This is a genomic window from Rhodococcus sp. PD04, assembly GCF_035918275.1.
In the GTDB taxonomy this organism is placed as follows: Bacteria; Actinomycetota; Actinomycetes; order Mycobacteriales; family Mycobacteriaceae; genus Rhodococcus; species Rhodococcus rhodochrous.
The window spans coordinates 4394702-4417730 of sequence record NZ_CP142143.1; the positions used below are offsets into that span (position 1 = coordinate 4394702).

At 65.1% G+C, this 23029-nt stretch carries 20 protein-coding genes; 7 read left to right on the top strand and 13 right to left on the bottom strand.

Annotation, left to right across the window (positions count from 1 at the left end; all coding sequences use genetic code 11):
- Positions 1-83: 83 nt before the first annotated feature.
- The 11 genes from U9J23_RS19960 to U9J23_RS20010 all read right to left on the bottom strand — a co-directional run bounded on the left by U9J23_RS19960 (position 84) and on the right by U9J23_RS20010 (position 11320).
- Entirely contained in the window at positions 84-1148 is a 1065-nt protein-coding gene (locus tag U9J23_RS19960; protein ID WP_326599999.1) for an MBL fold metallo-hydrolase, read from the bottom strand.
- 172 nt (positions 1149-1320) lie between these two features.
- Positions 1321-2292: a choloylglycine hydrolase gene (gene bsh, locus U9J23_RS19965; protein WP_039584948.1), complete on the bottom strand. Its 972-nt coding sequence runs from the start codon at positions 2290-2292 to the stop codon at positions 1321-1323.
- Between the two features lie 4 nt (positions 2293-2296).
- Positions 2297-2569 carry a hypothetical protein gene (locus tag U9J23_RS19970; RefSeq protein WP_326600004.1) on the bottom strand — a complete coding sequence of 91 codons (273 nt, stop codon included), beginning with the start codon at positions 2567-2569 and terminating at the stop codon, positions 2297-2299.
- A 5-nt stretch (positions 2570-2574) separates the two neighbouring features.
- On the bottom strand, positions 2575-3867 hold the full coding sequence (locus U9J23_RS19975; protein WP_326600006.1) for a flavin-containing monooxygenase: 1293 nt from the start codon (positions 3865-3867) through the stop codon (positions 2575-2577).
- Positions 3864-4724: an alpha/beta fold hydrolase gene (locus U9J23_RS19980; protein ID WP_085469800.1), complete on the bottom strand. Its 861-nt coding sequence runs from the start codon at positions 4722-4724 to the stop codon at positions 3864-3866. The genes U9J23_RS19975 and U9J23_RS19980 overlap by 4 nt, the downstream gene beginning before the upstream one ends.
- A complete protein-coding gene (locus U9J23_RS19985) occupies positions 4724-5488 on the bottom strand; it encodes an aspartate/glutamate racemase family protein (RefSeq protein WP_145709614.1) in 765 nt (254 codons plus the stop codon). Before U9J23_RS19985 ends, U9J23_RS19980 begins: the two co-directional genes overlap by 1 nt.
- Positions 5485-6822, bottom strand: coding sequence for a M20 family metallopeptidase (locus U9J23_RS19990; protein ID WP_326600010.1), 1338 nt, complete (start codon positions 6820-6822; stop codon positions 5485-5487). Before U9J23_RS19990 ends, U9J23_RS19985 begins: the two co-directional genes overlap by 4 nt.
- Complete coding sequence (locus tag U9J23_RS19995; protein ID WP_326600013.1) at positions 6819-8153, bottom strand: amidase; 1335 nt, start codon at positions 8151-8153, stop codon at positions 6819-6821. The genes U9J23_RS19990 and U9J23_RS19995 overlap by 4 nt, the downstream gene beginning before the upstream one ends.
- On the bottom strand, positions 8150-9028 hold the full coding sequence (locus U9J23_RS20000; protein ID WP_326600015.1) for a VOC family protein: 879 nt from the start codon (positions 9026-9028) through the stop codon (positions 8150-8152). The genes U9J23_RS19995 and U9J23_RS20000 overlap by 4 nt, the downstream gene beginning before the upstream one ends.
- Positions 9029-9067: 39 nt before the next feature.
- Positions 9068-10123 (bottom strand): 2Fe-2S iron-sulfur cluster binding domain-containing protein, encoded by a 1056-nt coding sequence (locus U9J23_RS20005; RefSeq protein WP_326600017.1) that lies wholly within the window; start codon positions 10121-10123, stop codon positions 9068-9070.
- Positions 10124-10126: 3 nt separating this feature from the next.
- Positions 10127-11320: a Rieske 2Fe-2S domain-containing protein gene (locus U9J23_RS20010; RefSeq protein ID WP_085469794.1), complete on the bottom strand. Its 1194-nt coding sequence runs from the start codon at positions 11318-11320 to the stop codon at positions 10127-10129.
- Between the two features lie 265 nt (positions 11321-11585).
- On the opposite strand from U9J23_RS20010, the gene U9J23_RS20015 reads away from it, so the two are divergent.
- Positions 11586-12200, top strand: coding sequence for a winged helix DNA-binding protein (locus tag U9J23_RS20015; RefSeq protein ID WP_160873994.1), 615 nt, complete (start codon positions 11586-11588; stop codon positions 12198-12200).
- A 79-nt stretch (positions 12201-12279) separates the two neighbouring features.
- Here U9J23_RS20015 and U9J23_RS20020 read toward each other — a convergent pair whose 3' ends face one another.
- Positions 12280-13809, bottom strand: coding sequence for a sugar transferase (locus tag U9J23_RS20020; RefSeq protein WP_326600023.1), 1530 nt, complete (start codon positions 13807-13809; stop codon positions 12280-12282).
- A gap of 657 nt (positions 13810-14466) precedes the next feature.
- Between U9J23_RS20020 and U9J23_RS20025 the strand changes: the two genes are divergently transcribed.
- The 3 genes from U9J23_RS20025 (at position 14467) to U9J23_RS20035 (ending at position 19086) form a co-directional block, all read left to right on the top strand.
- On the top strand, positions 14467-15147 hold the full coding sequence (locus tag U9J23_RS20025; protein ID WP_059383859.1) for an IclR family transcriptional regulator: 681 nt from the start codon (positions 14467-14469) through the stop codon (positions 15145-15147).
- Between the two features lie 175 nt (positions 15148-15322).
- Complete coding sequence (locus tag U9J23_RS20030; protein WP_272268133.1) at positions 15323-17683, top strand: cytochrome P450/oxidoreductase; 2361 nt, start codon at positions 15323-15325, stop codon at positions 17681-17683.
- Positions 17684-17721: 38 nt separating this feature from the next.
- Positions 17722-19086 carry an MFS transporter gene (locus U9J23_RS20035; protein ID WP_229582774.1) on the top strand — a complete coding sequence of 455 codons (1365 nt, stop codon included), beginning with the start codon at positions 17722-17724 and terminating at the stop codon, positions 19084-19086.
- 77 nt (positions 19087-19163) lie between these two features.
- On the opposite strand, the gene U9J23_RS20040 is transcribed toward U9J23_RS20035, so the two are convergent.
- Complete coding sequence (locus U9J23_RS20040) at positions 19164-19706, bottom strand: nuclear transport factor 2 family protein (protein WP_085469791.1); 543 nt, start codon at positions 19704-19706, stop codon at positions 19164-19166.
- Between the two features lie 344 nt (positions 19707-20050).
- On the opposite strand from U9J23_RS20040, the gene U9J23_RS20045 reads away from it, so the two are divergent.
- The 3 genes from U9J23_RS20045 to U9J23_RS20055 all read left to right on the top strand — a co-directional run bounded on the left by U9J23_RS20045 (position 20051) and on the right by U9J23_RS20055 (position 22987).
- Positions 20051-21223 carry an acyl-CoA dehydrogenase family protein gene (locus tag U9J23_RS20045; protein ID WP_085469790.1) on the top strand — a complete coding sequence of 391 codons (1173 nt, stop codon included), beginning with the start codon at positions 20051-20053 and terminating at the stop codon, positions 21221-21223.
- 27 nt (positions 21224-21250) lie between these two features.
- Positions 21251-22162 carry a biphenyl-2,3-diol 1,2-dioxygenase gene (bphC, locus tag U9J23_RS20050; RefSeq protein ID WP_085469789.1) on the top strand — a complete coding sequence of 304 codons (912 nt, stop codon included), beginning with the start codon at positions 21251-21253 and terminating at the stop codon, positions 22160-22162.
- A gap of 159 nt (positions 22163-22321) precedes the next feature.
- On the top strand, positions 22322-22987 hold the full coding sequence (locus U9J23_RS20055) for an IclR family transcriptional regulator (RefSeq protein WP_228525759.1): 666 nt from the start codon (positions 22322-22324) through the stop codon (positions 22985-22987).
- Positions 22988-23029: the final 42 nt, after the last annotated feature.

Sequence of the window (23029 nt, forward strand, 5' to 3'; positions counted from 1 at the left end):
GCGGTACATCGACCAGATGACCCCGGATGCCCCGCGGCGAAACCCCACCGACAGTGCCGGCGGGGTTCGGGCCGTGCTGTCGATCAGTTGTCGACCTGCACCTCGTCGCCGGTGATGAGGAAGGTCATCAGGTCGCTGCCGACGGTCAGCGGGCCGTCGTAGTTCTCGCGGGTGCGTTCGACGAGCATCTCATCCGAGATGCCGGGGACGCGGCCGGGGATGCCGTTGACGATGTGGCTGTACACGGCCATCTTCGGCTGGGTCTGCTCGAAGATGTCGCCGGCCTGCTGCGGGTTCGTGTGGTGCGCGTACACGCTGGGCAGCGCAGACGGATCCTCGAAGTCGGCCACCTCGTGCACCAGCACGTCGACGCCTTCACCGAACTTCAGGACGTTCTCGGTGGGAACGGTGTCGCCGCTGATGAGCACCGACTTGCCCGCGTAGTCGACTCGATAACCGACCGCCGGTTGGATGGCACCGACCGGATCGTGCTCCACGGTGAACATGGTGACGGTGACGCCGTCCTGGTCGAAGACGACGCCGTCTTCCGCGAACTCGTGCGATTCGATCGGCGTGGTCGCGGGATCGACTTCCTTGTCCGCGACGCGCACGTCGATGTCGTTGCGGTAGGTGCTCTGCATTCCGTCGCCGATGTTCCGGACGCCGACGGGCCCGTAGAGCTGGAAGGCGCCCTCGCGCCCACCGAGCGCCGGGACGTAGCTGCTCATCCAGAGGTCGGACAGACCGTTGATGTGGTCGGAGTGGAAGTGGGTGAGGAAGACGGCGTCGACCTGACCGACCGGAACGCCGGCCTGCGTCAGGCGCACTGTGGCTCCGCGTCCCGCATCGAAGACGAGGTTCAGTCCGTTGGCCTGGACCAGCGTGGACATGCCGTAGCGCTCAGTGCTTGGCACCGGGCTGCCCGTGCCGAGCAGCGTCACACGCATCTCGCCCTCGGCGGGAGCTTCGGAGGCCGGGTGAGCGGAGTCCGTGGGTGAACCATCCGACGCCGTCGTTTCCTGGGCTGCGGGTGTCTCCTGAGCTGCAGATTCACCGGAGCTGCAGCCCGTGAGTGCGAGCGCGAGAACACCCGACACCACTACTGCCGCCGTGTGGATCCGGCCGAATTCGAATGAGCGTCGTGACACCGAAGGTTCCTTCCAAGGGAACGAGAGATTTTGTACGCACTGCGTACGTAGTGAACGCTGTGCGTACATACTGTGCGGGTCATCACAGCGGAAAGTCAAATCACGGTTGTGTGTCGGAGATCGAGAACGGCCCCGGAGTCGAAACCCCGAGGCCGTTCCGATCGAGCTGCGGTCAGTTCTGCATGAGGACCTGCTGGCTCTTCACCAGCGGATACGACGCCAGTTCGCTCCCGTCGAGGTCCTCTTTGTGCATGTCCACACCGGTGATCTGACTGTTCTCGTAGGTGCGGTAGTAGTAGATGCCCCTGTGGGTGTTGCAGCACGACGAGTAGATGGTGATCTCGTACTTGTCGTCGAGCCGAACACATCCCCGCTGCTGCTCCACGGAGCCAAGGATGTGGAAGAACTGGCTGATCGCCTCGGACTCCGAGTCGCCCGATACCGAATTCACCTTGGTGAAGGCGGCCTTGACGAAGCGCGACATCGACGACAGGTCTCCCGGCAACCCCACAGCACCGAGGCCGCGACTGTAGGTATCGAAGGGGATCTCCTTCGAGAAGCGCGGCTCGGGTGGATCGACCGACAGACTCATGTAGTTGTTGATGTTGAACAGTTGGATGTCGAAGGTCGGATTGTTCGTGAGGACCTGGATCGGGTTGTCGTGGACCTTCAAGCCCTCGGCGACGGATTCGACGGTGATGGACTCGTCCCGGTCGGAAATGATCCAGTGCAGCGGGGACGGCGGGAACTCCTCACTGAACGCGATATCGACGATGCGCACGTCCGCAAGCGCGTCGCGCACCTGCGCGACGGTCTCGAACTGCCCGAGCACCCAGGGAATGAACTCGAACGACGCGACATTCGTCCCGTCCTCCGAAACGGGCTTGTAGTCGGCATTGTCGGGGAAGTTCAGCCCCGCCATGCTCAAGCCCTTCTCGTTGGTCGCGTCGTAGTAGAGCGGATAACCATCGGCTACCGTCGCCATGCCGATCATGGCGTGATGCGTCTTCAGTGGCGGCACCTTACGGAACTCGAACGGGAAGTTCCGCGGCGTGACCGTCACCGCTTCCCGGTAGGAGTATTCGAGGTCGAGATTCCGGCCGAAATAGTGGTCCTTGGCGGTGTAGTTGGCGGCTGTGCACATGCGGCTACCTCCGGACTGTTTCGTCCCACTGTATCGGCATATGCGTGGACGCATGGCGGTTCGACGCGGCCTTCTTGTCGGCCACCGAATGCCGCCGTTTCAATTCCTGGGCGGCGCGCCGGTACGACGACGGGCGCGCGGGCAGAAGCCACTGCAGGAATCGGGTACCCGGACCGACGTTCAGGCCGATCTCGTCGAGAACCTCGTCCACATGCCGAAGAGAGAACGGGATGATGTTCGTGCCCCGGGCCTGCTTGCCCTCGGTGCGCTCGATCATCCAGTTCAGCCTCGTACGGACGAACTCGCGACGCTCCTCCACCGGCGGAACTCTCCACCGAGCAGATGATTGACGGTCCACAGCGCCGCCGCCTCTGCACTGAGCGGGCTGAACAACGACGACCCATAACCGACGAAGTACAGGTTGGCCACGTCGTTGGGCAGGATCTGCCGGTAGAGCAGGAAATTGCCGTCATCGTCCAGCAGGCGCTCCTGCACCGCCGCCGACAGGAAGGGCACCCGCTGCACGAACCCGGTCGCACAGACGATCACATCCGCCGGCAGCACCGATCCGTCGTCGAGTTCGGCGACCGGCCGACCGTCCTTCTCTCGCAGAACGGCGATCGATCGTCCCCGCCGCACCGAGATGGTGCCGGCCTCGACCTTCTCGTAGAATCCCTCGGTCGCGAGGCTGACGGCATGTCGCACGATCCGTTCGAACGAGCCTTCCGGAACCAGCCCGGTCCGATCGAACCGCAGTTGGCGTCGGGCGATCTTCTCGATGGAACCGAGTAGACCGTTGCGAACGAACTTCCCCGGCCCGGTCAGGAACCGTCCGAATCCTCGCTGCTCGATGTGCTCGAACAACCCCTCACTGAGACGCGTGAGCAGGATGTACTTGTAGTTGAGCACGTTCGCCAGCTTGCGCGGCATCTTCCAGGTGACTTCGCGGGCCACGACGGTGGTGGACGCCGCCACCTCACTCAGCGCCTCTGCGACATCGCAGGACGACTTGCCGTACCCGACCACCAGCACGTCGCGGCCCGCCGCATCGGCGAGGTCGTGGAAATCCGACGCCGCACAGAGCCGTCCGCCCGCACCCTCGTACTCCTCCTTACCTTCGTAGGGAGGAATGAACGGGTCGCAGAAGATACCGTTCGCCACGACCAGGTAGTCGTACTCCTCGACCGCAGTCTCGTCCGAATCGAGACTCCTACTGGTGACCGTCCACCGTTCCGACTCCGGGTCCTGTTCCGCAGAGACCACTTCGGTTCCCAGACGCAGCAGGCGCCGGAGCCCGAAATGCTCGACGTAGTCGTCGAGATACCGCTGGACCTGTTCACCTGTGGGCCATTCCGGGTACTCGTCCGGCATCGGGAAGTCCGAGAACGCATACGTGCCCTTGTTGTTCTGAGTGGTGACACCGGGATACCGGCGAGTCACACTCCACACCCCGCCGACGTCCGGGGTCCGATCGTAGACATGAACGTCGAATCCGAACTCCGACAGGATGTTCGCCGAACACAGGCCGGCTATACCCGCACCGACCACCGCAACGCTTCGTCCCCGGCCGGTCATCCCTCGTTCGCCCCCGCGGAATCCTCGGCGAAGAACGTGCTGACGAGATGCTGGAAACGTGCGGCGTGTTCGATCTGCGTCCAGTGACCGCACTTACCGAAGATGTGCAGTTGCGAGTTGGGAATCAGGTCGAACATCTTCTGCGAAGCCGCGACCGGTACCACTCGATCCTCGCGTCCGTGCAGGATGAGTACCTCGTGCTCGATGGCGGCCAGGTCCTCGTCGGGCACGATCTGCGCGTCCAGCCACCGTTGCCGGGGTTCGGGGAAGACCTGCTCGAAGGCTTCCTGCGCACCCGGCCGAATGGTCGCCCGGTACCGCAGTTCGGCCAGTTCGTCGGTGACCAGGGACCGGTCGTAGGCCATGATGTCCATGATCTTCTTCATGTTCTCGACCGACGGCGTGTATCCCCAGAGCGCATCGAGTTCGGGCGTGAAGTCGAACTGCACACCGCCGGCTCCCATCAGCACGATTCGGCCGAGCCGCTGCGGGTGCCGGACTGCGAGGTGCAATGCGAGTCCACCACCGAACGAGTTGCCGACCACGTGCACCTTCGGGATCTCGAGGCCGTCGAGGAGAGCGAGGATCTGATCGATCCAGGTATCGAAGATCTCGAACCGGACCGGATCGGGAAGGGTGGTGTATCCGAAGCCGACCAGATCGGGAGCGATCACTCGACGCTGTTCTGCGAGGACCGGGATCAAACCTCGCCAGTTGGCCCACGCCGAGACGCCGGCGCCGGAACCGTGGAGGAGCAGCACCGGAATGCCGTCTCCCTCCCCCACGTCGTGATAGTTGGTCTCGAACCCGGAAGTGCGGATGGTTTGTGCGACTTCGGGATTGGTATCGACCTGCATCAGGACTCCTTTGAAGGGAAGACGGAAGCCACCGCGGCGAGCAGGTCGTCCTGCGGCCGTTCGGGAGAGGGGTAGGCCTGCTTGCTGTGCGACAGGCCGGTCTGCACGAGCATCTCGCACATCTTGTAGGCGACGACACCGGGATTGAGCACCGGCACGTCGAGGACGGTGGACAGGTGGGCGTGACTCTGGTGCATCGTCGTCGAACCCAGGATGATGACGTCGGCGCCGTCCTCCGCGATCGCGGTCTTCGCCTCGCGCTCGAGTGCCGCGAAGACGAAATCCTCCTTGCCCGCGAGCAGTTCGGCGGTATCGGGGCGGACACCGATGTCGCGCACGGAAGCAAGCCGGGACATGATGCCGTTCTCGCGAGCAGCCTTGTGGTACAGCTCGTGCCACTGCGGCCACATGGTGATCACCGAGAACTTCTTGCCGAGCATGCACGCCAGCAGCATGGTGGCCTGACTCGGTGCGACGACCGGGATGGACAGTCGCGAGCGCAGGGCAGCGAGCGCCGAATCGCTCATCGAGTTGACACAGACCCCGACATAGCCCTGTTCTTCCGCACGACAACCCGCGTCGAGCACGAATGCGTCCGCGAGGGTCGTCTCGTAGGCGCTGTCGAGAGTGCCGCCGCCGTTGCGTGCCGAGACGAAGACGTTCTCGAACGCCGGGTGCACGTAGTCACCGGAGAGCTGGGCGGCGAAGGCGTCCAACGCTTCCGGCGGTACCGGAACGGGGACGATGTTCAGTACACGCTTCACAGGTCGAGTTCCTCTCGGGTACGGGTCAAGGTGTCGACGACCGCGAACGCGATGGCACGGGTCGCCATCATCACGTCGGTCACCGAGGCGACGCCCATGCCGCCGAGACCCTCGTTGAGTTCGGCCGGGGCACTCGCCGGCGGCCAGGGATAACCGATTCGGGCACACGGAACTCCGAGCCGACGGATCAGGGTGCCGTCGGTCTGCCCGCCCAGTAGCGGGGTGGACTCGTAGGGCTTGCCCTCGACTTCCTCCCAACCGCGTTGGCAGCTCCGGATGATCCAGTTGTCGGGATCGGTCATGCCGCCCGGCAGGGACCCGTACATCTCCCAATCCAGTTCGATGTCCGGATGCTGCGCGCGCAGAGCACGAATCATCTCGGCAAACTGGTGCCGCACCTCGCCGGGCGTGGTCCGCGGATTGACCCGCACGTCGAGGTAGATCTCGGTCGCCGCGGACGGGAAGGCCGGCTTGTCCGGGTTTCCGGACCGGACCGCGGAGATCCAGCCCTCCGCCAGCGTCGACCCGGAGGTGTTACGGGCCGTGTACTCGGGCAGCCACGCCTCGATCGCCTGGATCACCGTGGCCGCGGGCACGATCGACGACCGGAAACCCTCGGTACCACGACTGATACCGGCATATCCGAAGGTGCCGCGCACGGTCACCTTGAACCAGCACATCCCGGGTTCCTCCGGGTACACCGCCCACCACGGCTTCAGCACGATCGCGTGGTCGGGCATCATGCCGTGGGTGAGCAGGTGGAACACGCCGGAGCTCATGCCGACCTGGTCGCGGTTGCTCATGCTCACTGGCATCCCGCCACCTGCGAACCCGATGGCCAGATCACCCAGCAACGGCAGGTCGGCGTCGGCGACCGCGTGCAGCACCTCGGTCAACCCTGCCACCATGCACTTCGGATTCGAGGCACCGAGTCCGATCACCAGGTCGCCGTCGACCTTCGCTTCGGGAATCATGTCCGGCCGCAACGACTTCCCCACCCACGGCACGTCCGCCTCCGGGTCGATGTGGGTGTCGATGGGCGCGTACAGGAGCAGCCGGCTACCGCCACCGCTGCCCGGCAGTTCCCCGATCGCGTTGCCTGTGTGCTCGGAGATCGGTTGGTACCGGGCACCGATCCCGACCTTGTCCTGCAGGTACGACGCCATGTACTCGGACGCGGGTCGCTCCCGGCCGGTCGGACTGTGGATGTTCACCAGGTCGACGAGCAGATCCCGGAACCGATCCGGATTCAACTTCGCCAGAACCTTCTCGTACATCTCCCGCCGAGCGGGATCGAGTGTCGCAGTGTCGGTTGTCTCGAGAGTGTCGGTCACGGTCGGCCCCCTTCGTCGTGAACCTCGAAGCGATGCGCCAATCCGACGCGGTCGGTCAGGCACGTTGCGATGCGGACCAGCCCCTGGTCTGCGTGGTGTGGAGCGATGATCTGGATGCCGAGGGGCAGCCCTCCGAACCCGCGGCCCGCGGGAAGCCCGACCGCAGGGCATCCGGCGATGCTGGCGAGCTTGTTGAACACCGGATCCCCGGTGCCGGACTCGATCGGCGGGGCCTCGCCCGGTGCCGCGAGCGTGACCAGCACGTCGACGTCGGCGAAAACCTGCCCGACGAACGTCCGGACATCCCGGAGCACCTCGCGTGCCCGCTGGACCTCGCTCGGAGCGGCGGTCCGTCCCTCGTTGAGGAATCGATGCAACTGCTCGGAGACCCGCTCGACGTGTGGACGGGCGATCCGGTCGGTGAGCGATGCGGACGCCTCCACGGCCATGATCAGGGTGTGTGCCCGGTCCAGAGCGTCCAACTCGTCGGGTACCGGCACATCCCGCACATCGGCGACGACCCCTTGCAGGTTCTCCGCGAACTCGTCGAGCAACGCCGCTGCGGCCGGAGTGGCCCGATCGGCCCACGGCGGCCGGAGAATCCCCACCCGCAGGTTCCGCAGCGCGGGAAGAACAGTGGTCCGTGGGGTGGCGACCCCGTCGGTCGAGAGCGACTCGTCCACCGCCCCCAGCCATGCCGGATGGCGTGCGAACGCGCCGACGGTGTCGAAGGTCAGCGCGACGGGCAGGACGCCGTCGAACGGCCAGCGCCCGTACGTCGGCTTCAGCGTGAACACACCGCAGAACGAACCGGGTCGCAGGACCGAGCCCGCGGTCTGGGTGCCGAGTGCGAGCGGCACCTGGCCGTCGGCAACCGCGGCGGCAGATCCACTCGACGACCCGCCCGGAGTCCGGTCGAGACCGTGCGGATTGCGGGTCGCAGTGGGCCGGTAGGTGGCGAACTCCGTGCTGGTCGTCTTACCGAGGATGACCGCGCCGTCCCGCCGGAGCCGGCGGACGACCTCTGCATCCTGGGCCGGCTGCCATCCGGCCCACAGGCTCGAGCCGTAACCGGTCGGCTGGTCGCCGGTCTCGATGATGTCCTTGAGTCCCACCGGGATACCGTGCAGCGGAGAGCGCCGCTGCTCTCCGTCCCGAGTCCGCGCCTGCTCGCTCGCACGCTCCGGGTCGAGGTGTGCCCACGCCCCGACGACGTGATCACGCTTCGCGATCCGGTCCAGGCAGTGCTCGACGGCGGAGACACTCGGATGCTCGTCGGCGAGGATGTCCGCGATCGGCGAGACGGTATCGGAGCCGGTCACGGCACTCATCCGACCTTCTGCGGTTCGTGGCCCCACCGCGACGGCGAACGGAAGGTCTTGACCTCCCAGGCGTCAGAATCGATCGTGTCGCCTCCGTAGCCGATCTCGATGGCGAAGCCGGACGGTGTGCGCATGTAGAAGGAGGTGACGCCGTCGTTGGTGTGGCGGCCGAAGGTCATCTGCAGTGCGATGCCTGCGCCGGTAACGAGATCATAGGCGCGGCCCACGTCGTCGAGCGATGCCACCTCGATCATCAGGTGGTTGAAGTCGCCGCCGGTGAAGCTGAAGCACTCGTTCATCAAGGCCAGGCTGTGGTGCCGCGGATTGCAGTGCAGGAAGGTGGCATCCGCACCGTCCCAGACGATGTAGTCGGTGAGCCGGAACCCGAGGACCCGGGTGTAGAAATCGACTGCGGCGGGGTAGTCCTTGCACATCAGGACCACGTGGCCGAGACCGAGTTCGCCGGTGACGAACCCGCTGATCACCCCTCCCCCGGCCAGCGGGGTGTGATCGATGGTGGGTCCGAAGACCACCTCGTTGGGGAAACCGTCGGCGTCGGTGAACCGGAATGCTGCGACGGCCAGTCGCTCCTCCGGTGAACCGGTATCGATCCACTCGACGTCGATGCCCTCGGCTGCGACCCGGTCCGCGACGTCGCGGAGCTGGTCGAGGCCGTCGACCTCCCACGTGATGGCCCGGATCCGATCCTCGTCCGCGGGATACAGCGCGATGCGGTGGTGATGGTCGTCGAGCCGGATCAGCAGCGGATCGGTGTCATTGTGCCGAGGTCGTGCCTGCAATCCGAGCAGATCGACCAGAACCTGACGCCAGGTGTCGAGATCGGAGACGTCGACACTCAGAGCGCCCAAGCGGGTGATGCTCATATCGTCCTCTGTTTCGAAAGGGGCGCCGCGGGCAGGCGGCTAACTGGGAAGGAATTGCTCGGCGTGGATGCGCTCGGCAGGCAGGCCGAGTTCGACCAGCCGGTCGTGCGCGGCGGCGAGCATCGCGGGCGGTCCGCACAGATAGGCGGACGTACGCGGGTGACGAACGTCGTCCTCGGTGAGGACGCTGACCGGGTTCCCGGTGAGGACCCCGTCGATGGAGGTCGGCTCATCGGACACCACCCGCACGTCGAGGGTGCGCATGAAGCTCCGGCGGGCCTCGAGTTCGTCGAGGTGGAACAGATCTGCCTCCCGGGCGCATCCGAACACGAGACGGATCGGATGGTCCTCACGAGCGGTCTGCAGGTTCTCGAGCATGGACAACATCGGTGCGAGACCGGTGCCGCCTGCGATCATCAACGTGGGACCGGGCTCGTCGGAGAGTCCGAATCCTCCTCTGGGCCCTTCGATTTCGATCGTGTCACCGACGGCTGCGACTTTGCGGAGATAGTCCGACATCGCCCCGGACGGCAGGACTCGGATCGTGAACGCGAGCTTCTTGCGGTCGCGCTCCCCGGATGCCATCGAGTACGAACGCCACTCCTCGGTGCCCGGCACCTGCATCCGGACGTACTGGCCGGCACGGAAGGCGAACCGGACGGACTTCGGCAGTTTGAGCACGAGCTCCACCACCGACTCTCCGAGCCAAGTGATCGCCCCGACCTTGGCCGTGGCGGCAACGAGTGGATACTCGTCCAGCATCGAGGCCGGATAATCGAGTGCGACCTCACTGTCCGCGCACGCCACCGACTGGCACAACAGTCGCTGGCCCTCGCGGATCTCGTCCTGGCGCAAGGAGAACACACGGTCCTGCGGCATCGCGAGGTCGCCACGAACGACCTTGCCGACGCACGTGCCACACGTCCCGACGGTGCACTGGCTGACCAGTCGGACCCCTGCGGCCGTGGCCGCCTCGAGGACCGTCGAACCGGCCGGCACGGACACCGTCTTGGTGCCATCGGCGAAGGTCAGATCTACCGTGTGGACGACTCCGGCCTCGGACGCCGCCACCACTTCGGTCGGGGTGAGCGTCATGGGTCAGTCCTCGTCCAGGTACGGCGATTCGAAGAAGCCGCGCGGGTGCCGAGCCGCCATCTTGCGCCAGGCGATGATGGAATAGTCCATGTCGCACAGCATCTCGTTGTTCCAGCCGTCGAAGCGGGTGTAGTGCTCCTCGGTGGCCTCACGAGCGAAGACGTCGCTGTTGTTGAAGCCCTCCAGCGCCAACGGCAGCATGAAGTTGTCGTACTTGAAGTTGAACTCCGCGATCTCCTCGTCGGTGCGGGCGCGGGTGGCGATGATCTCCCAGTACTCGTGATGGTGGTCGTCGATCGGGACGTAGAACTCGTACTGGACGTGGTCGGTGATGGGCCAGTGCTCGACCATCAGGACACCGGGGACCCACAACGAGGTGCGGAAATAGTGCGGCACCGTGCCGCGGGCCTTCATGTTGACCTTGGGATTGTCCAGAACCGGCTGGTACAGGTCGGGACGATCGTAGCGGTTCATCACGCCCTTGGGACCGTCCTCGATGTCGATCTCCTCCGTCGCCGAGTCGGTGAGTGCATTGACACCGAGAGGCAGGGCGCGGTCGAGGGCGACCAGGATCTGGTTGTCCCAGTGGACCAGCAGGTGGCCCGGATCGAGGCCGTTCTCGGCGGCGAGGCGCCAGTTGCCGACGAGCTTGCGGTGGATGCCGCGGATCACGATGCCCTCGTCGAGCAGGTGCGGCACCGGAGAATCATTGGGGTCATTGGTGACCGGCGCAGGAAGGTCGCTGGCCAGCGGAGGCGGAGTCCCGAAGTCCTCCTCACCCACGAAGACGTAGATGATCCCGTTGACCTCTTCCACCGGGTACGTCCGGATGCCGGCCTTCCCGATCAGCGAGTCGTCGGGATTGCCGACGATCGTGGTCAGGCTGCCGTCCTCGAGTCCGTAGGTGAAGCCGTGGTACCAGCACGTGATCGTGCCCTCGGACAGGCACATCGGCTTCGCCGAGAGCTTCACGCCCCGGTGGATGCAGCGGTCGGATACTGCGTAGGTCTTACCCGAACTGCGACGCAGGGCGATGTCGTGTCCACCGATGGTGACGCCCTTGGCGGTGCCGTCCTCGAGTTCGCTGGACAGCAGCGCGGGATACCAGTGGTTGGCGAAACCCCAGTCTGCCTGGACATACGGGGCGTACTGGCGGGTGACGCCCGCCGAGGATCCGCTGTGCGAGATAGCGGTCATGGAATGACTCCCTGGAGGTGAGTGAGGGGTGGGGTAGGTCGCTGGATGGGCTGAGGTGCGACCGAGGTACGGACCCGAGAACCGGGTCTTCGAGAAGTGGGTGACACTCGCTGTGTCTGAAGCCACAGTATCGAAGTTCCGTGGAACGTCAATAGAAAATCCATGAAATTTACATTGATGGCATGTGCGCAATCTTGATACCGTTGACCCGCGCGGCGCACCCCGCCGCGGGGCGATGAGCCCGGGCCTATCGCGGAAGACAGTGATGACCAGCGCAGACTCCGAGCCGACCAGCGACACCGCACCCCTGCCCACCGGCAGACGTTGGCATCTCGCCGAGAACGCCTACGAGGACGCCCTGACGTCCTTCGAGTTCGCGATCCTCCAAGCCGAAGGCGGCTTCCAACGCTTCGCCATCCAAGCGATCCGGGCAGCCACAGACCTCGACCTGGCCTTCAACGAGATCGTCGCGTTGCACGTCGTGCGGATGCAGGAGCGTTCGAAGGACACCGCGACGATCGCCCAGCTGACCAACCGGGAGGATCTGCCCAATCTGCAGTACAACCTCCGCAAGCTCGTCAGCCTCGGCCTACTCGAACGACGGAAGGCCGGCACCTCCTCCGTCTTCACCGTCACCGAGAAGGGTCGGGCCGTCACCGATCGCTACGCCCAGCTCCGCCGCGAGACCCTGGTGTCCAACCTCGAGGAACTGAGCGACATCACCACGAAGATGCGGCACGCGTCGCGATCGATGCAGGTGCTGACCGGCCTGTACGAGGCCGCGAGCCGCGAACTCGCCACCATCAACACCGCCGTGCTGTTCGAGCCATTGGAGAACGGGAGTCGACCCCGCCGCTCGACAAAGCGCAAAGCCGACTGAACGGCACCGCTGCTATCTACCGCATACGAAAGAACGGCCCCGGAGTGGGAACTCCGAGGCCGTTCTTGTCGAGCTTTTCTCAGTAGGCGCCGTCGCTGGCCAGGACCGCCTTGACGGTCTTGCCGATGATCAACACATCCGAGACCATCGACCAGTTCTCCACATACGACAGATCCAGGCGCACCGACTCGTCCCACGACAGATCCGAGCGACCGCTGACCTGCCAGAGTCCGGTCACGCCCGGGCGCACCAGCAGGCGGCGCTTGACCCGACCGTCGTAGGCCTCCACCTCACGGCGCAACGGCGGACGCGGACCCACTACGCTCATCTCCCCGCGAATGACATTGAGGAACTGCGGGAGTTCGTCGATGCTGAACCGGCGCATGATCTTGCCGATACGGGTGACGCGGGGGTCGTCCTTCATCTTGAACAACAGACCGGCACCCTCGTTCTGGGCCAGCAACGTGTCGACCATCGTGTCGGCGTTGGTGACCATCGACCGGAACTTGATCATCCCGAACGGCGTGCCATCGATGCCGATGCGCTCGGCCTTGTAGAAGACCGGACCCCGATCCTCGAGCTTGATCAACAGCGCAACGACCGCAAACACCGGAGCCAGGGCCACCAGCGCCGCACCGGCGAACACGAGATCGAAGATCCGCTTCCCCGACCGCTTCGCCCCGTGATAGCTCGGCTTCTCGACGTGGATCAGCGGCAGACCGGCCACCGGGCGCATCTCGATCCGCGGACCCGCCACATCCACCACACCCGTGGCGACGACCAGGTCGGTGTCGAGCGGCTCGAGCTGCCAGACCAGATCGTGCAAACCGTCGCTGCCCAGGGTCTCGGTGGCGGTGACCACCACCGTGTCCGCCCCCGACAACTCGAGTGCTTCGACGACCGAGTGCTCGTCGCCGTAGATGGTGATCTCCCGGCCGTCGACATCGATCACATCACCGGGCGCTCCCGAATAGCGGGGCACGCACACACCGACGACGCGGTAACCCTCCCCATCCTTACGGGAGAAGGTGCGCGCCATGTGCCGCACCGCCCGCGCACCACCGACCACCAGCACCGAGGTCTGAAACTCGCCGCGAGCACGCTTGCGCGCGATGACCTTCCGCCACACCCACCGCGACAACAGCAAACCGGCAAGACCCACCGGCAACGCAATAGCAAGGAAGCCACGCGCGATCTGCTGGTTGGTGATGAGCGCGATGATGGCGATCGTGCCGAACATGGCGAGCGTCGCCGAGATGACCCGCTGATACTCGTCGTAGCCGGCGCCGATCACGCGACGCGACCGTGAACGGAACAAACTCAGCGCGCCCAGCCAGGCCACGATGAGGACGGCAGATACCACCGTGTAATCGAGCTGGCCGCCACCTCCGGCGAGGAGCAGATCCTCGTAGCCGAAGCGGACGGTCTGCGCCAGGATCACGGAGAGGACCACGGTGATCGCGTCCGTGAGGTACAGCCTCTTCACGTACACGTTCTGCCACTTCCACCGGTTGACACCGGTGCCGGGCGACGCATCAGCGGGGGCACGCTTCGGTGCACCCCGCTGAGCGTCGGACGGGTCGAGCCCTCGATCATCGACCGTCGTCATCCCGCAGTCCTCCCCATAAATGTGTCTCCTCCCCGAGACAAAACTTTCCCGACGAGTCCAGGCGCCGGCACTGGAACCGGACTCGAGCGAGCGTTACCCGAACTATCTCTAAGAAATAGCTGAGCGTTACCTGTTAATCGAAGTCTTCTCGCAGATCACGCGGGAAATTCACCCTCGGAGTCCGGGGCAACGCTGCGACCGTGTCGTGTGTTCGGTTGAATCCCTTGGGCTTCGAGTTCACCTACCTGCATGTAACCCGAACAACGGAACACTCCGAGTGACGATAATCACGTTTATGCAACATTGTTTCCCGCTCAGAACCCGATGAGTTTCCCGAGGCCGTCGAGATCACCGCGAGAACCAAGTGACGAATACCGTTACCGCGAGTTTCTGAAACCTCAAGCGCCCTCTGTCAGTTGGCGCGCGCATAACGCGGCCGGCACAGCCTGACCGCCCATCCATCGAAGGCGGGGCGGGTTGACGCGCCGAACCGGGGCTCGCACGGCGTGTTGCAGGGGTGAGCCCCGGTTCAGCGCGCGGGGGCCGGTCGACACCCAAGAAACTGCCCCTAGACGCCCGCCACACATTCGCGCCGATAGCCGGAGATGTGGTCGAGATAGGCTTCGGTATCCCTAGCAAGAGCCCCGAGGAGAACCGTTGAGCACCCTCCAGACCCTTGATCGCGGTCTACGTGCGCTGGACATCGTGTCTCAGCGACCGGGGGGAATTTCGATCGCGGAACTCTCGGCCGAGTTGGAGGTCGCTCGGGCCATCGGTTATCGAATCGTCGCGACCCTCGAAGCGCATTCGCTCGTGGCCCGAACACAGGACGGCAGGATCAGACTTGCCGTCGGAGCCGCTCTTCTCGGTTCACGCTTCCGCCCCCGCTTGCGCGAAGTGGCGCAACCGCTCCTGCGAGACCTGGCTCAGCAGACGTCGGCCACCGCCTTCCTATCGACTCTCGAGGGTGACGAGTGCGTCGTGATTGCGGTGGCCGAACCCGATACGGGCATCCTCCGAGTGGGCTACCGAGTCGGTACGAGGCATCCGGTATCCAAGGGCGCGGCCGGTCTCGCGATCCTCGCCGGCCGCCCTGCATCGGATTCCGACACCGACGCCGTCCGACGTGCACGCGAGGACGGTTTCAGCATCACCGCCGGCGAGCTCGAGCACGGCGCTGTCGGCGTGGCAGCCAGCGTGCGCTCCCCCCTCGACCATGAGGGCGTGGGATTCGAGGCGAGCGTCGGCGTTGTCGCGATCGAAGGTCTCGATACCGATGTTGCGGCAGCCGCCGTTGTGGCGACCGCCGCACGGATCAACAGCCTGCTCGATACCTGACCAGTACAGCCACGCTCGAGGACGCCCGCTGAGGGCGTCCTTTTTTGTGCCCTCAGCACAGAGATCCGACCCCGACATTGACGCCGAGTGTGACCGCCGTTACCTTTCTACTGTGCGTTCAACGAACATATGTGTTCGTTAAAAGTAAACTTGCAGTTCGCAGATGGAGAGCATCATGACGAGTCAGTCGATCGGCACCGTCCTCGACACCCCGAAACCCGCCGCGGAGAGCCGCTGCCCCGTCGACCACACCGCCTTCACTTCCCCGACCGGCTGCCCCGTCTCCCCGCGCGCTGCATCGTTCGATCCCTTCACCGGCCCGTACCAGGTGGACCCGGCCGCGTCTCTGCGTTGGTCACGCGACGAAGAACCCGTCTTCTACAGCCCCGAACTCGACTACTGGGTGGTCACCCGCTACGAGGACGTGAAGGCCGTCTTCCGCGACAACCAGTTGTTTTCCCCCTCGATTGCCCTGGAGAAGATCACCCCGACTTCCGACGAAGCGAACGCCGTCCTCGCTCGCTACGGCTATGCCATGAATCGCACCCTCGTCAACGAGGACGAACCTGCGCACATGCCGCGACGCCGTGCGCTGATGGAGCCGTTCACTCCCGCTGCGCTCGCTCACCACGAGCCGATGGTGCGTCGACTGACCCGGGAGTACGTGGATCGCTTCATCGATACCGGACACGTCGACCTCGTCGACGAGATGCTCTGGGAGGTTCCGCTCACCGTCGCGCTGCACTTCCTCGGCGTGCCCGAGGAAGACATGGACACCCTGCGCGAGTACTCGATCGCGCACACCGTCAACACGTGGGGACGTCCGGCTCCCGAACAGCAGGTCGCCGTCGCCGATGCTGTCGGTAAGTTCTGGCAGTTCGCCGGCACCGTTCTCGACAAGATGCGCAAGAACCCCGACGGGCACGGCTGGATGCCGTTCGGTATCCGCGTTCAGCAGGAACAGCCGGACGTCGTCACCGATTCCTACCTGCACTCGATGATGATGGCCGGCATCGTCGCCGCGCACGAGACGACTGCCAACGCCTCCGCCAACGCTTTACGACTGCTGCTCGAACATCGCGACGTATGGGAAGAGATCTGCGCCGACCCGAGCCTGATCCCCAACGCAGTCGAAGAATGCCTGCGTCACTCCGGATCGGTGGCGGCGTGGCGACGCCTCGTCACCGCGGACACCACGATCAACGGCGTCGCCATTCCCGCCGGGGCGAAGCTGCTGATCGTCAACTCGTCCGCGAACCACGACGAACGCCACTTCGACCAGGCCGACGACTTCGACATCCGGCGTGACAACGCCAGCGACCATCTCACCTTCGGGTACGGCAGCCACCAGTGCATGGGAAAGAATCTCGCGCGCATGGAGATTCAGATCTTTCTGGAAGAACTGACCCGTCGCCTGCCCCACATGGAACTGGTCCCGGATCAGGAATTCACCTATCTGCCCAACACCTCGTTCCGCGGACCCGATCACGTGTGGGTTCGCTGGGATCCGTCACGCAACCCCGAAAGGGCCGATCCGACGGTGCTGTCCCGTCAGCAACCGGTCAAGATCGGCGAACCGTCGAAGAACACGATCGCTCGCACGATGGCCGTCTCCGGGCTCGAACGCGTCGCCGACGACATCCTGCTGATCACCCTGCGCGACACCTCCGGACGACCGCTCCCGAAATGGTCCGCCGGGTCACACATCGACATCGACTGCGGCACTGTCTCCCGCCAGTACTCACTGTGCGGTGATCCGAACGACCGCAACACCTTCCAGGTGGCCGTTCTCCACGACCAGCAGAGCCGAGGTGGCTCCCGGTGGATCCATACCGAACTGTCCGTCGGCGACACGCTCCGGGTACGGGGTCCCCGCAACCACTTCAAGCTCGACCCCGACGCGAAACGGTATGTCTTCGTCGCCGGCGGTATCGGCATCACGCCGGTGATCGCGATGGCCGATCAGGTCAAAGCTGCCGGAGGCGACTACGAGATTCACTACGCCGGCCGCTCACGCACCTCCATGGCATTTCTCGACCGCCTCGCCCGCGACCACGGAGATCGCGTCCGGGTCTATCCCGGCGACGAAGGCACCCGCATGGACCTTCCCTCTCTCTTCGCCGACCCGGAAGAGGGCACGCAAGTGTACTCGTGCGGGCCCGAGCGCCTGCTCGCCGCACTCGGAGAGGCCACCGCACATTGGTCCGACGACACGCTGCACGTCGAACACTTCTCCTCCACGCTCGAGGAACTCGATCCCTCCAAGGAGCACGGCTTCGAGGTGGTGCTGAAGGATTCCGGCATCACCGTCCCGGTCGCAGCCGATCAGACAGTGCTCCAAGCACTTCGAGCGGCCAACATCGACGCACAGAGCGACTGCGAAGAAGGTATCTGCGGTGCCTGCGAGGTACCCGTTCTCGATGGCGAGGTCGACCACCGCGACCTGGTCCTCACCAAGGCCGAGCGCGCAGCCGGAAAAACCATGATGACCTGCTGCTCCCGCGCATGCGGCGACAAGCTGACCCTCCAGCTGTGACACACGGCTGAACTCGAACCTGATCCGAAAGGCACGACATGACCACCATCGAGCAGTCGGGTACGCCGCCGATTCCACCGGACGCCGGCACACCGACCACGAGAACTCCGTTCAAGCGGGTTCTGGCCGGCAGCATGGCCGGCGCCGTCCTCGAGTGGTACGACTTCGCGGTCTACGGCATCCTTGCCGCGACCGTCCTCGGCCCTCTCTTCTTCCCCAGCGGCAATGCGGTCGCATCGTTGTTGATGGCTCTCGCGACACAAGGACTCGGGTTCGTCGCCCGTCCTCTCGGCGGCATCGTCTTCGGTCATCTCGGTGACAAGTTCGGACGCAAGCCCATCCTGGTGGCGACATTCCTCATGCTCGGTGGCGCGACGGCCGCGATCGGACTGCTCCCCACCTACGGTCAGATCGGCATCTGGGCCACCGTCGCCCTGGTCGTCCTGCGCATGATCCAGGGCTTCGCCCTCGGTGGCGAGTTCGGTGCCGCGGTCATCCTGGTCAGCGAATACGGCGAACCCAAGCGTCGTGGATTCTGGGCGGCGTGGCCGCAGTCCGGAGCGCCGGCCGGTACCGTCCTGGCCACCGTCACGGTCGGCATCCTCGCCGTTGTCTTCCCCGGCGACGCCTTCGACAACTGGGGCTGGCGCGTCGCCTTCCTGCTCGCCGTGCCCCTGCTCATCATCGGCTTCCTGATCCGACGGGGAGTCGAGGAATCTCCGGTCTACCAGGCCGCACAGGCGAAGGCCGAATCCGCCGAGGACAAGGCCGCACGCAAGGAATCGTCCAGCATCGTCGAGGCCCTGCGTAAGCCGCGCCCGCTGCTCCACGGCCTCGGCATGCGCCTCGGCGAGAACATCGCGTTCTACGTCTACACCATCTTCGTCATCGCCTACGCCACCACCTATTTCGACTACACGCGCGGTGCCATCGTCACCACCGTCGCCTTCGCGTCGGTCTGCCAGTTCCTCGGAATGATCGGTGGCGGCTGGTGGTCCGACCGGGTCGGACGCAAGATCGCGATGCTCGTCCCCTCGATCTCGCTCGTCATCTGGGCGCCCATCTTCTTCGCTCTGGTGCACACCGAGAACATGACTGCACTCGGGGTGGGTGTCTGCGTCGGCGCTCTGCTGCACGGCATGCTCGCCGGCCCCGAAGCCGCGTGGATCACGGAGTTGTTCCCCACCAAGTACCGCTTCGCCGGTTCGTCATTGGTGTTCCAGGGCTCGTCGATCATCGCCGGCGCTCCAGCCCCGTTCATCGCAGTGTGGCTGGTCGATCGCTTCAATGCCACTGCCGTCATCGTCTATCTGGTGATCACCATGTCGATCACCGTGATTGCCGTGGCCACCAGTCGCGAGACCAAGGGTGTCGATCTCGACAAGCTCGACGATCTCTACTGAGCACGACTCATCGAGAATTGGCGCGCTGAAACGAGGTTCGCGTCGGCAACACGCCGCGCGAGCCTCGTTTCGGCGCGTCAGCTCAGCTCGGGTGTTCGTTTCAGGAAGCTGAAGAAACCGGGAGTGTGCACCTCACGCAGACGCGTGAGCTTGCGGTAGGAGATCAGCCAGACACCGTCGACCTTGCGGTACTCCTCGTGGTAGTGCCCCCAGCCGTGCAGCGACTCCTCGACGCCGTCGTTGTCCCACCACAACTCGTCCTCCATCGCCCAGATGCCGCGCGCGGTCGTGGCGGATTCGAGGACGATCTCGGGGCAGTGGCCGTGGTGCGCGGAGGTGATCGACACGGGTCCGTCGAGGAAGTTGCTGATAGCGCGTGTGAGTGCCTCGCGTCCGACGACACGGCCGGGCTGCTCGCCGGTGCGCGGCTGCTTGTCGCTGGGGAGTCCGCCCCACGTCTCGCTCACCACGTCCTCGGTGTGCAAGGTGGGGTACAGCTCCCACTGCTTGGTGTCCATCACCCGCAGCCGGGCCGAGAAGACCTGCTGGATCTCGTGGATAGCGAGAAGCTGTTCGGCCGCAGACAGGTCGCTGGTCGGGCGGTCCGTGGTCTCGGTCATGGCGATCCTTCCGAGCGAGTGGTCACCTCCCTGCCTACCGATCGCCGGACGGAATCTCCTGCGACATCCCGTTGATCGGAACAACCGGCATCCTCGCGCGGTGAAACGGGTCCGGCGCGGCGTGTTGCAGGGGCGCGCCTCGTTTCATGGCGTCAACATGAGCGCGGGCCCCCTCCGAGTTGCCCAGGATGTTCCGTTCAACGGAAACACCGGTGCGCGCTCACATCACAGCTGGGACTGTTCGACACGCCACACCTGCACAGCGCAAGTCGCTCCGTACCGCGGAGCACCCCTCCACGTAGTCCCGGCTCGTCAGCAGCCGATTCCCAGGAAGAGTCACCGTCATGGGTCAGGTATTGGACAGGATCATGCAGCACGCGGACGAGATCCGCAGTGAAGGCATCGTCGGCGACGAGCAGATGCGACTGTCGGACATCTCGGCGAAGCACCTGCGCGATTCCGGCATCATCCGCATGTTGCAGCCGAAGGAGTTCGGCGGCTCGGAAGCCCACCCCCGCGAGTTCGCCGAGACCGTCATGTCCATCGGTGCTCTCGACGGTGCGACCGGCTGGGTGGCCGGCATCGTCGGTGTGCATCCGTGGGAGCTCACCTTCTTCGACACGAAGGCCCAGGAGGAGATCTGGGGCGACGACAACGACATGTGGATGGCGTCGCCGTACGCACCGATGGGTGTCGCTGTGCCGGTCGACGGTGGTTACATCCTCAACGGCCGCTGGTCGTTCTCGTCGGGTACCGACCACTGCGGTTGGGTGATGATCGGCGCTGCCGTCGGCGACAAGGACGGCAACCGCACCGGCCAGGTCCTGCACGTGCTGCTCCCCCGCTCGGACTACGAGATCGACGCGGACAGCTGGAACGTCATCGGCCTGCGCGGCACCGGATCGAAGGATCTGATCGTCAAGGACGCGTTCCTGCCCGAGTACCGCACGATCGACGCCGACATCGTCCTCAGCGGAAACGGCTGGCGCCATGCGGGTCGCGACGAGACGCTGTACAAGTTCCCCTTCTCGTACATCTTCCCGCTGGGCATCACCTCGTCGCTGATCGGCATGACCGAGGGCGCGCTGGCCTGCTACATCGCCGCGCAGAAGGAGCGCGTTCAGGTCACCGGTGTCCCGATCAAGGAGGACCCGTACGTCCTGTTCGCAATCAGCGAGGCAGCCGCCGAGATCTCCGCGTCGCGGCTCGCGTTGCTCGAGACCGTCGACCGGTTCTGGGACAAGACCGACCGCGGTGAGGAGATCAGCTTCGAGGAGCGCGCCATCGGCCGGCGCACCCAGATCTCGTCGGCGTGGCGTGCGGTGCGGGCGATGGACGAGATCTTCGCGCGCGCCGGCGGTGCGGCAGTGCACCTGAAGACACCGATGCAGCGCTTCTGGCGCGACGCGCACGTGGGTCTGACCCACGCCATCCACGTGCCGGGCATGATCTACCACTCCGCAGCTCTCACTCAGCTCGGTGGCGACCCGCAGGGCCCCTACCGCGCAATGATCTGATTCCCTTCCACTTTCGAGGACGACGACATGACTGAACTGAGAGGTCTCGGCTACCTCCGCATCCAGACGCAGGATGTGGCGCGCTGGCGCGCCCTGCTGCTCGACGGGCTCGGCATGGCCGAGGGAACCGGGCCCGAGGCCGACGGCTTCTACGCCCGTATCGACGAGCGTCGCTCGCGCATCCAGGTGCTGCCCGGTGATTCCGACAAGGCACTGGCCGTGGGCTGGGAGGTGCGTGACGAGTTCGCGCTCCAGCGCGTGCGTGAGGCCGTAGAGAAGTCGGGACGCACCGTCGAGGTGCTCTCGCACAAGGAAGCGACCTACATCGACGCCGAGGGTGCCATCGCGTTCGAGGATCCGGCCGGAACCCGCCTCGAGGTGTTCTTCGGGCCGGTGCTCGACCACAGCCCGGTCGTGACGCGCTTCGGTGGACGCTGGGTGACCGGCGGCCTCGGCCTGGGCCACGTCGTGCTGCCGACGGCGAATTTCGCCGAGACGTACGAGTTCTACACGCAGGTGCTCGGTTTCCTGCCGCGCGGCTCGATCCGCCTCGACGAGGACGGTCTCGTGCGCGTCCGCTTCCTCGGCATCAACGAGCGGCACCACAGCCTCGCGTTGTGCCCGGCTCCGCCGAACGAGGAACCCGGCCTGGTGCACTTGATGACCGAGGTCGACACGCTCGACGCGGTCGGCCAGGCCCTCGATCGGGTGAACAAGCTCGACTTCTCGATCTCGTCGACACTCGGCCGGCACACCAACGACAAGATGATCTCGTTCTACGTTCGTGCACCCGGAGGCTGGGACCTCGAGTTCGGCACCGAGGGCATGCTCGTCGACGAGCGTCACTACACGTCCGAGGAGATCACGGCAGATGCGTACTGGGGCCACGACCAGTCGGGATCCGAGCCGTTGAAGGCGTTCCTGCCACCCACTGCCTGACACCCCACGGTCCGTCCGACGAAAATGCACCGCGACTTCCGGTCGCGGTGCATTTTCGTTGTTCCTGAAATTCGTTCTTCCGCGGAGCTCCGAGTGGCGCTACAGTCGTATCTACTCATTGATCGGTCGATCAATCAACGAACCGCCACGGAGAAGACCATGTCCGAAGTCCTCCCCACACCCTCGTCCGTCATGGACCGCCTCGGTCTGCTGCTCGAACCGTTCCGCGACGCGGACGGCCTCACCCTCACCGAGTTGTGCCGACGAACAGGCTTCCCCCGTTCGTCCGCTCATCGGATGCTTCTCCAACTCGTGCGGGTCGGGTGGATGCGTCGCAGCGGCACCACCTATCACCTCGGTCCGAAGATCGTCGAGCTCGGCGCCCTCGCGCAGGCACACGACCGGATCCACAGCGCCGCCCTCCGCTCGATGTACGACCTGCACCGAGAGACCGGCCTCGCCGTCCACCTGACCGTTCTCGACGACGACCAGGTCGTCTACCTGGAGAAGGTGAGCGGCGCGCAGTTCACCGACAGCACGTGGGCGGGCCAGCGGCACCTTGCCGAGGACACCGTCGCCGGCCTGGCGCTGCTGGCGCGACGCGACGGAACCCACCCCGCCCTGACGGGCAGCAACGGGCACTCACTCGTCGGCGGTGTCGTACACGGAGGCGAGTGCTTCCGGCACGCCGTCGCCGCCTTCGCTGCGGGCGACGGCGAGATCGCCGCACTGTCGCTGGCCGGCCCGGTGGAGGCGATCAGCGAGGACGCGGTCCGGCGGTTGCGTCGGGCAGCCGACCATCTGGAGACGACCTTGACCGCCTGACATCACACCCCTCAACCGATCCGCTGATCAATCGATCAGTCG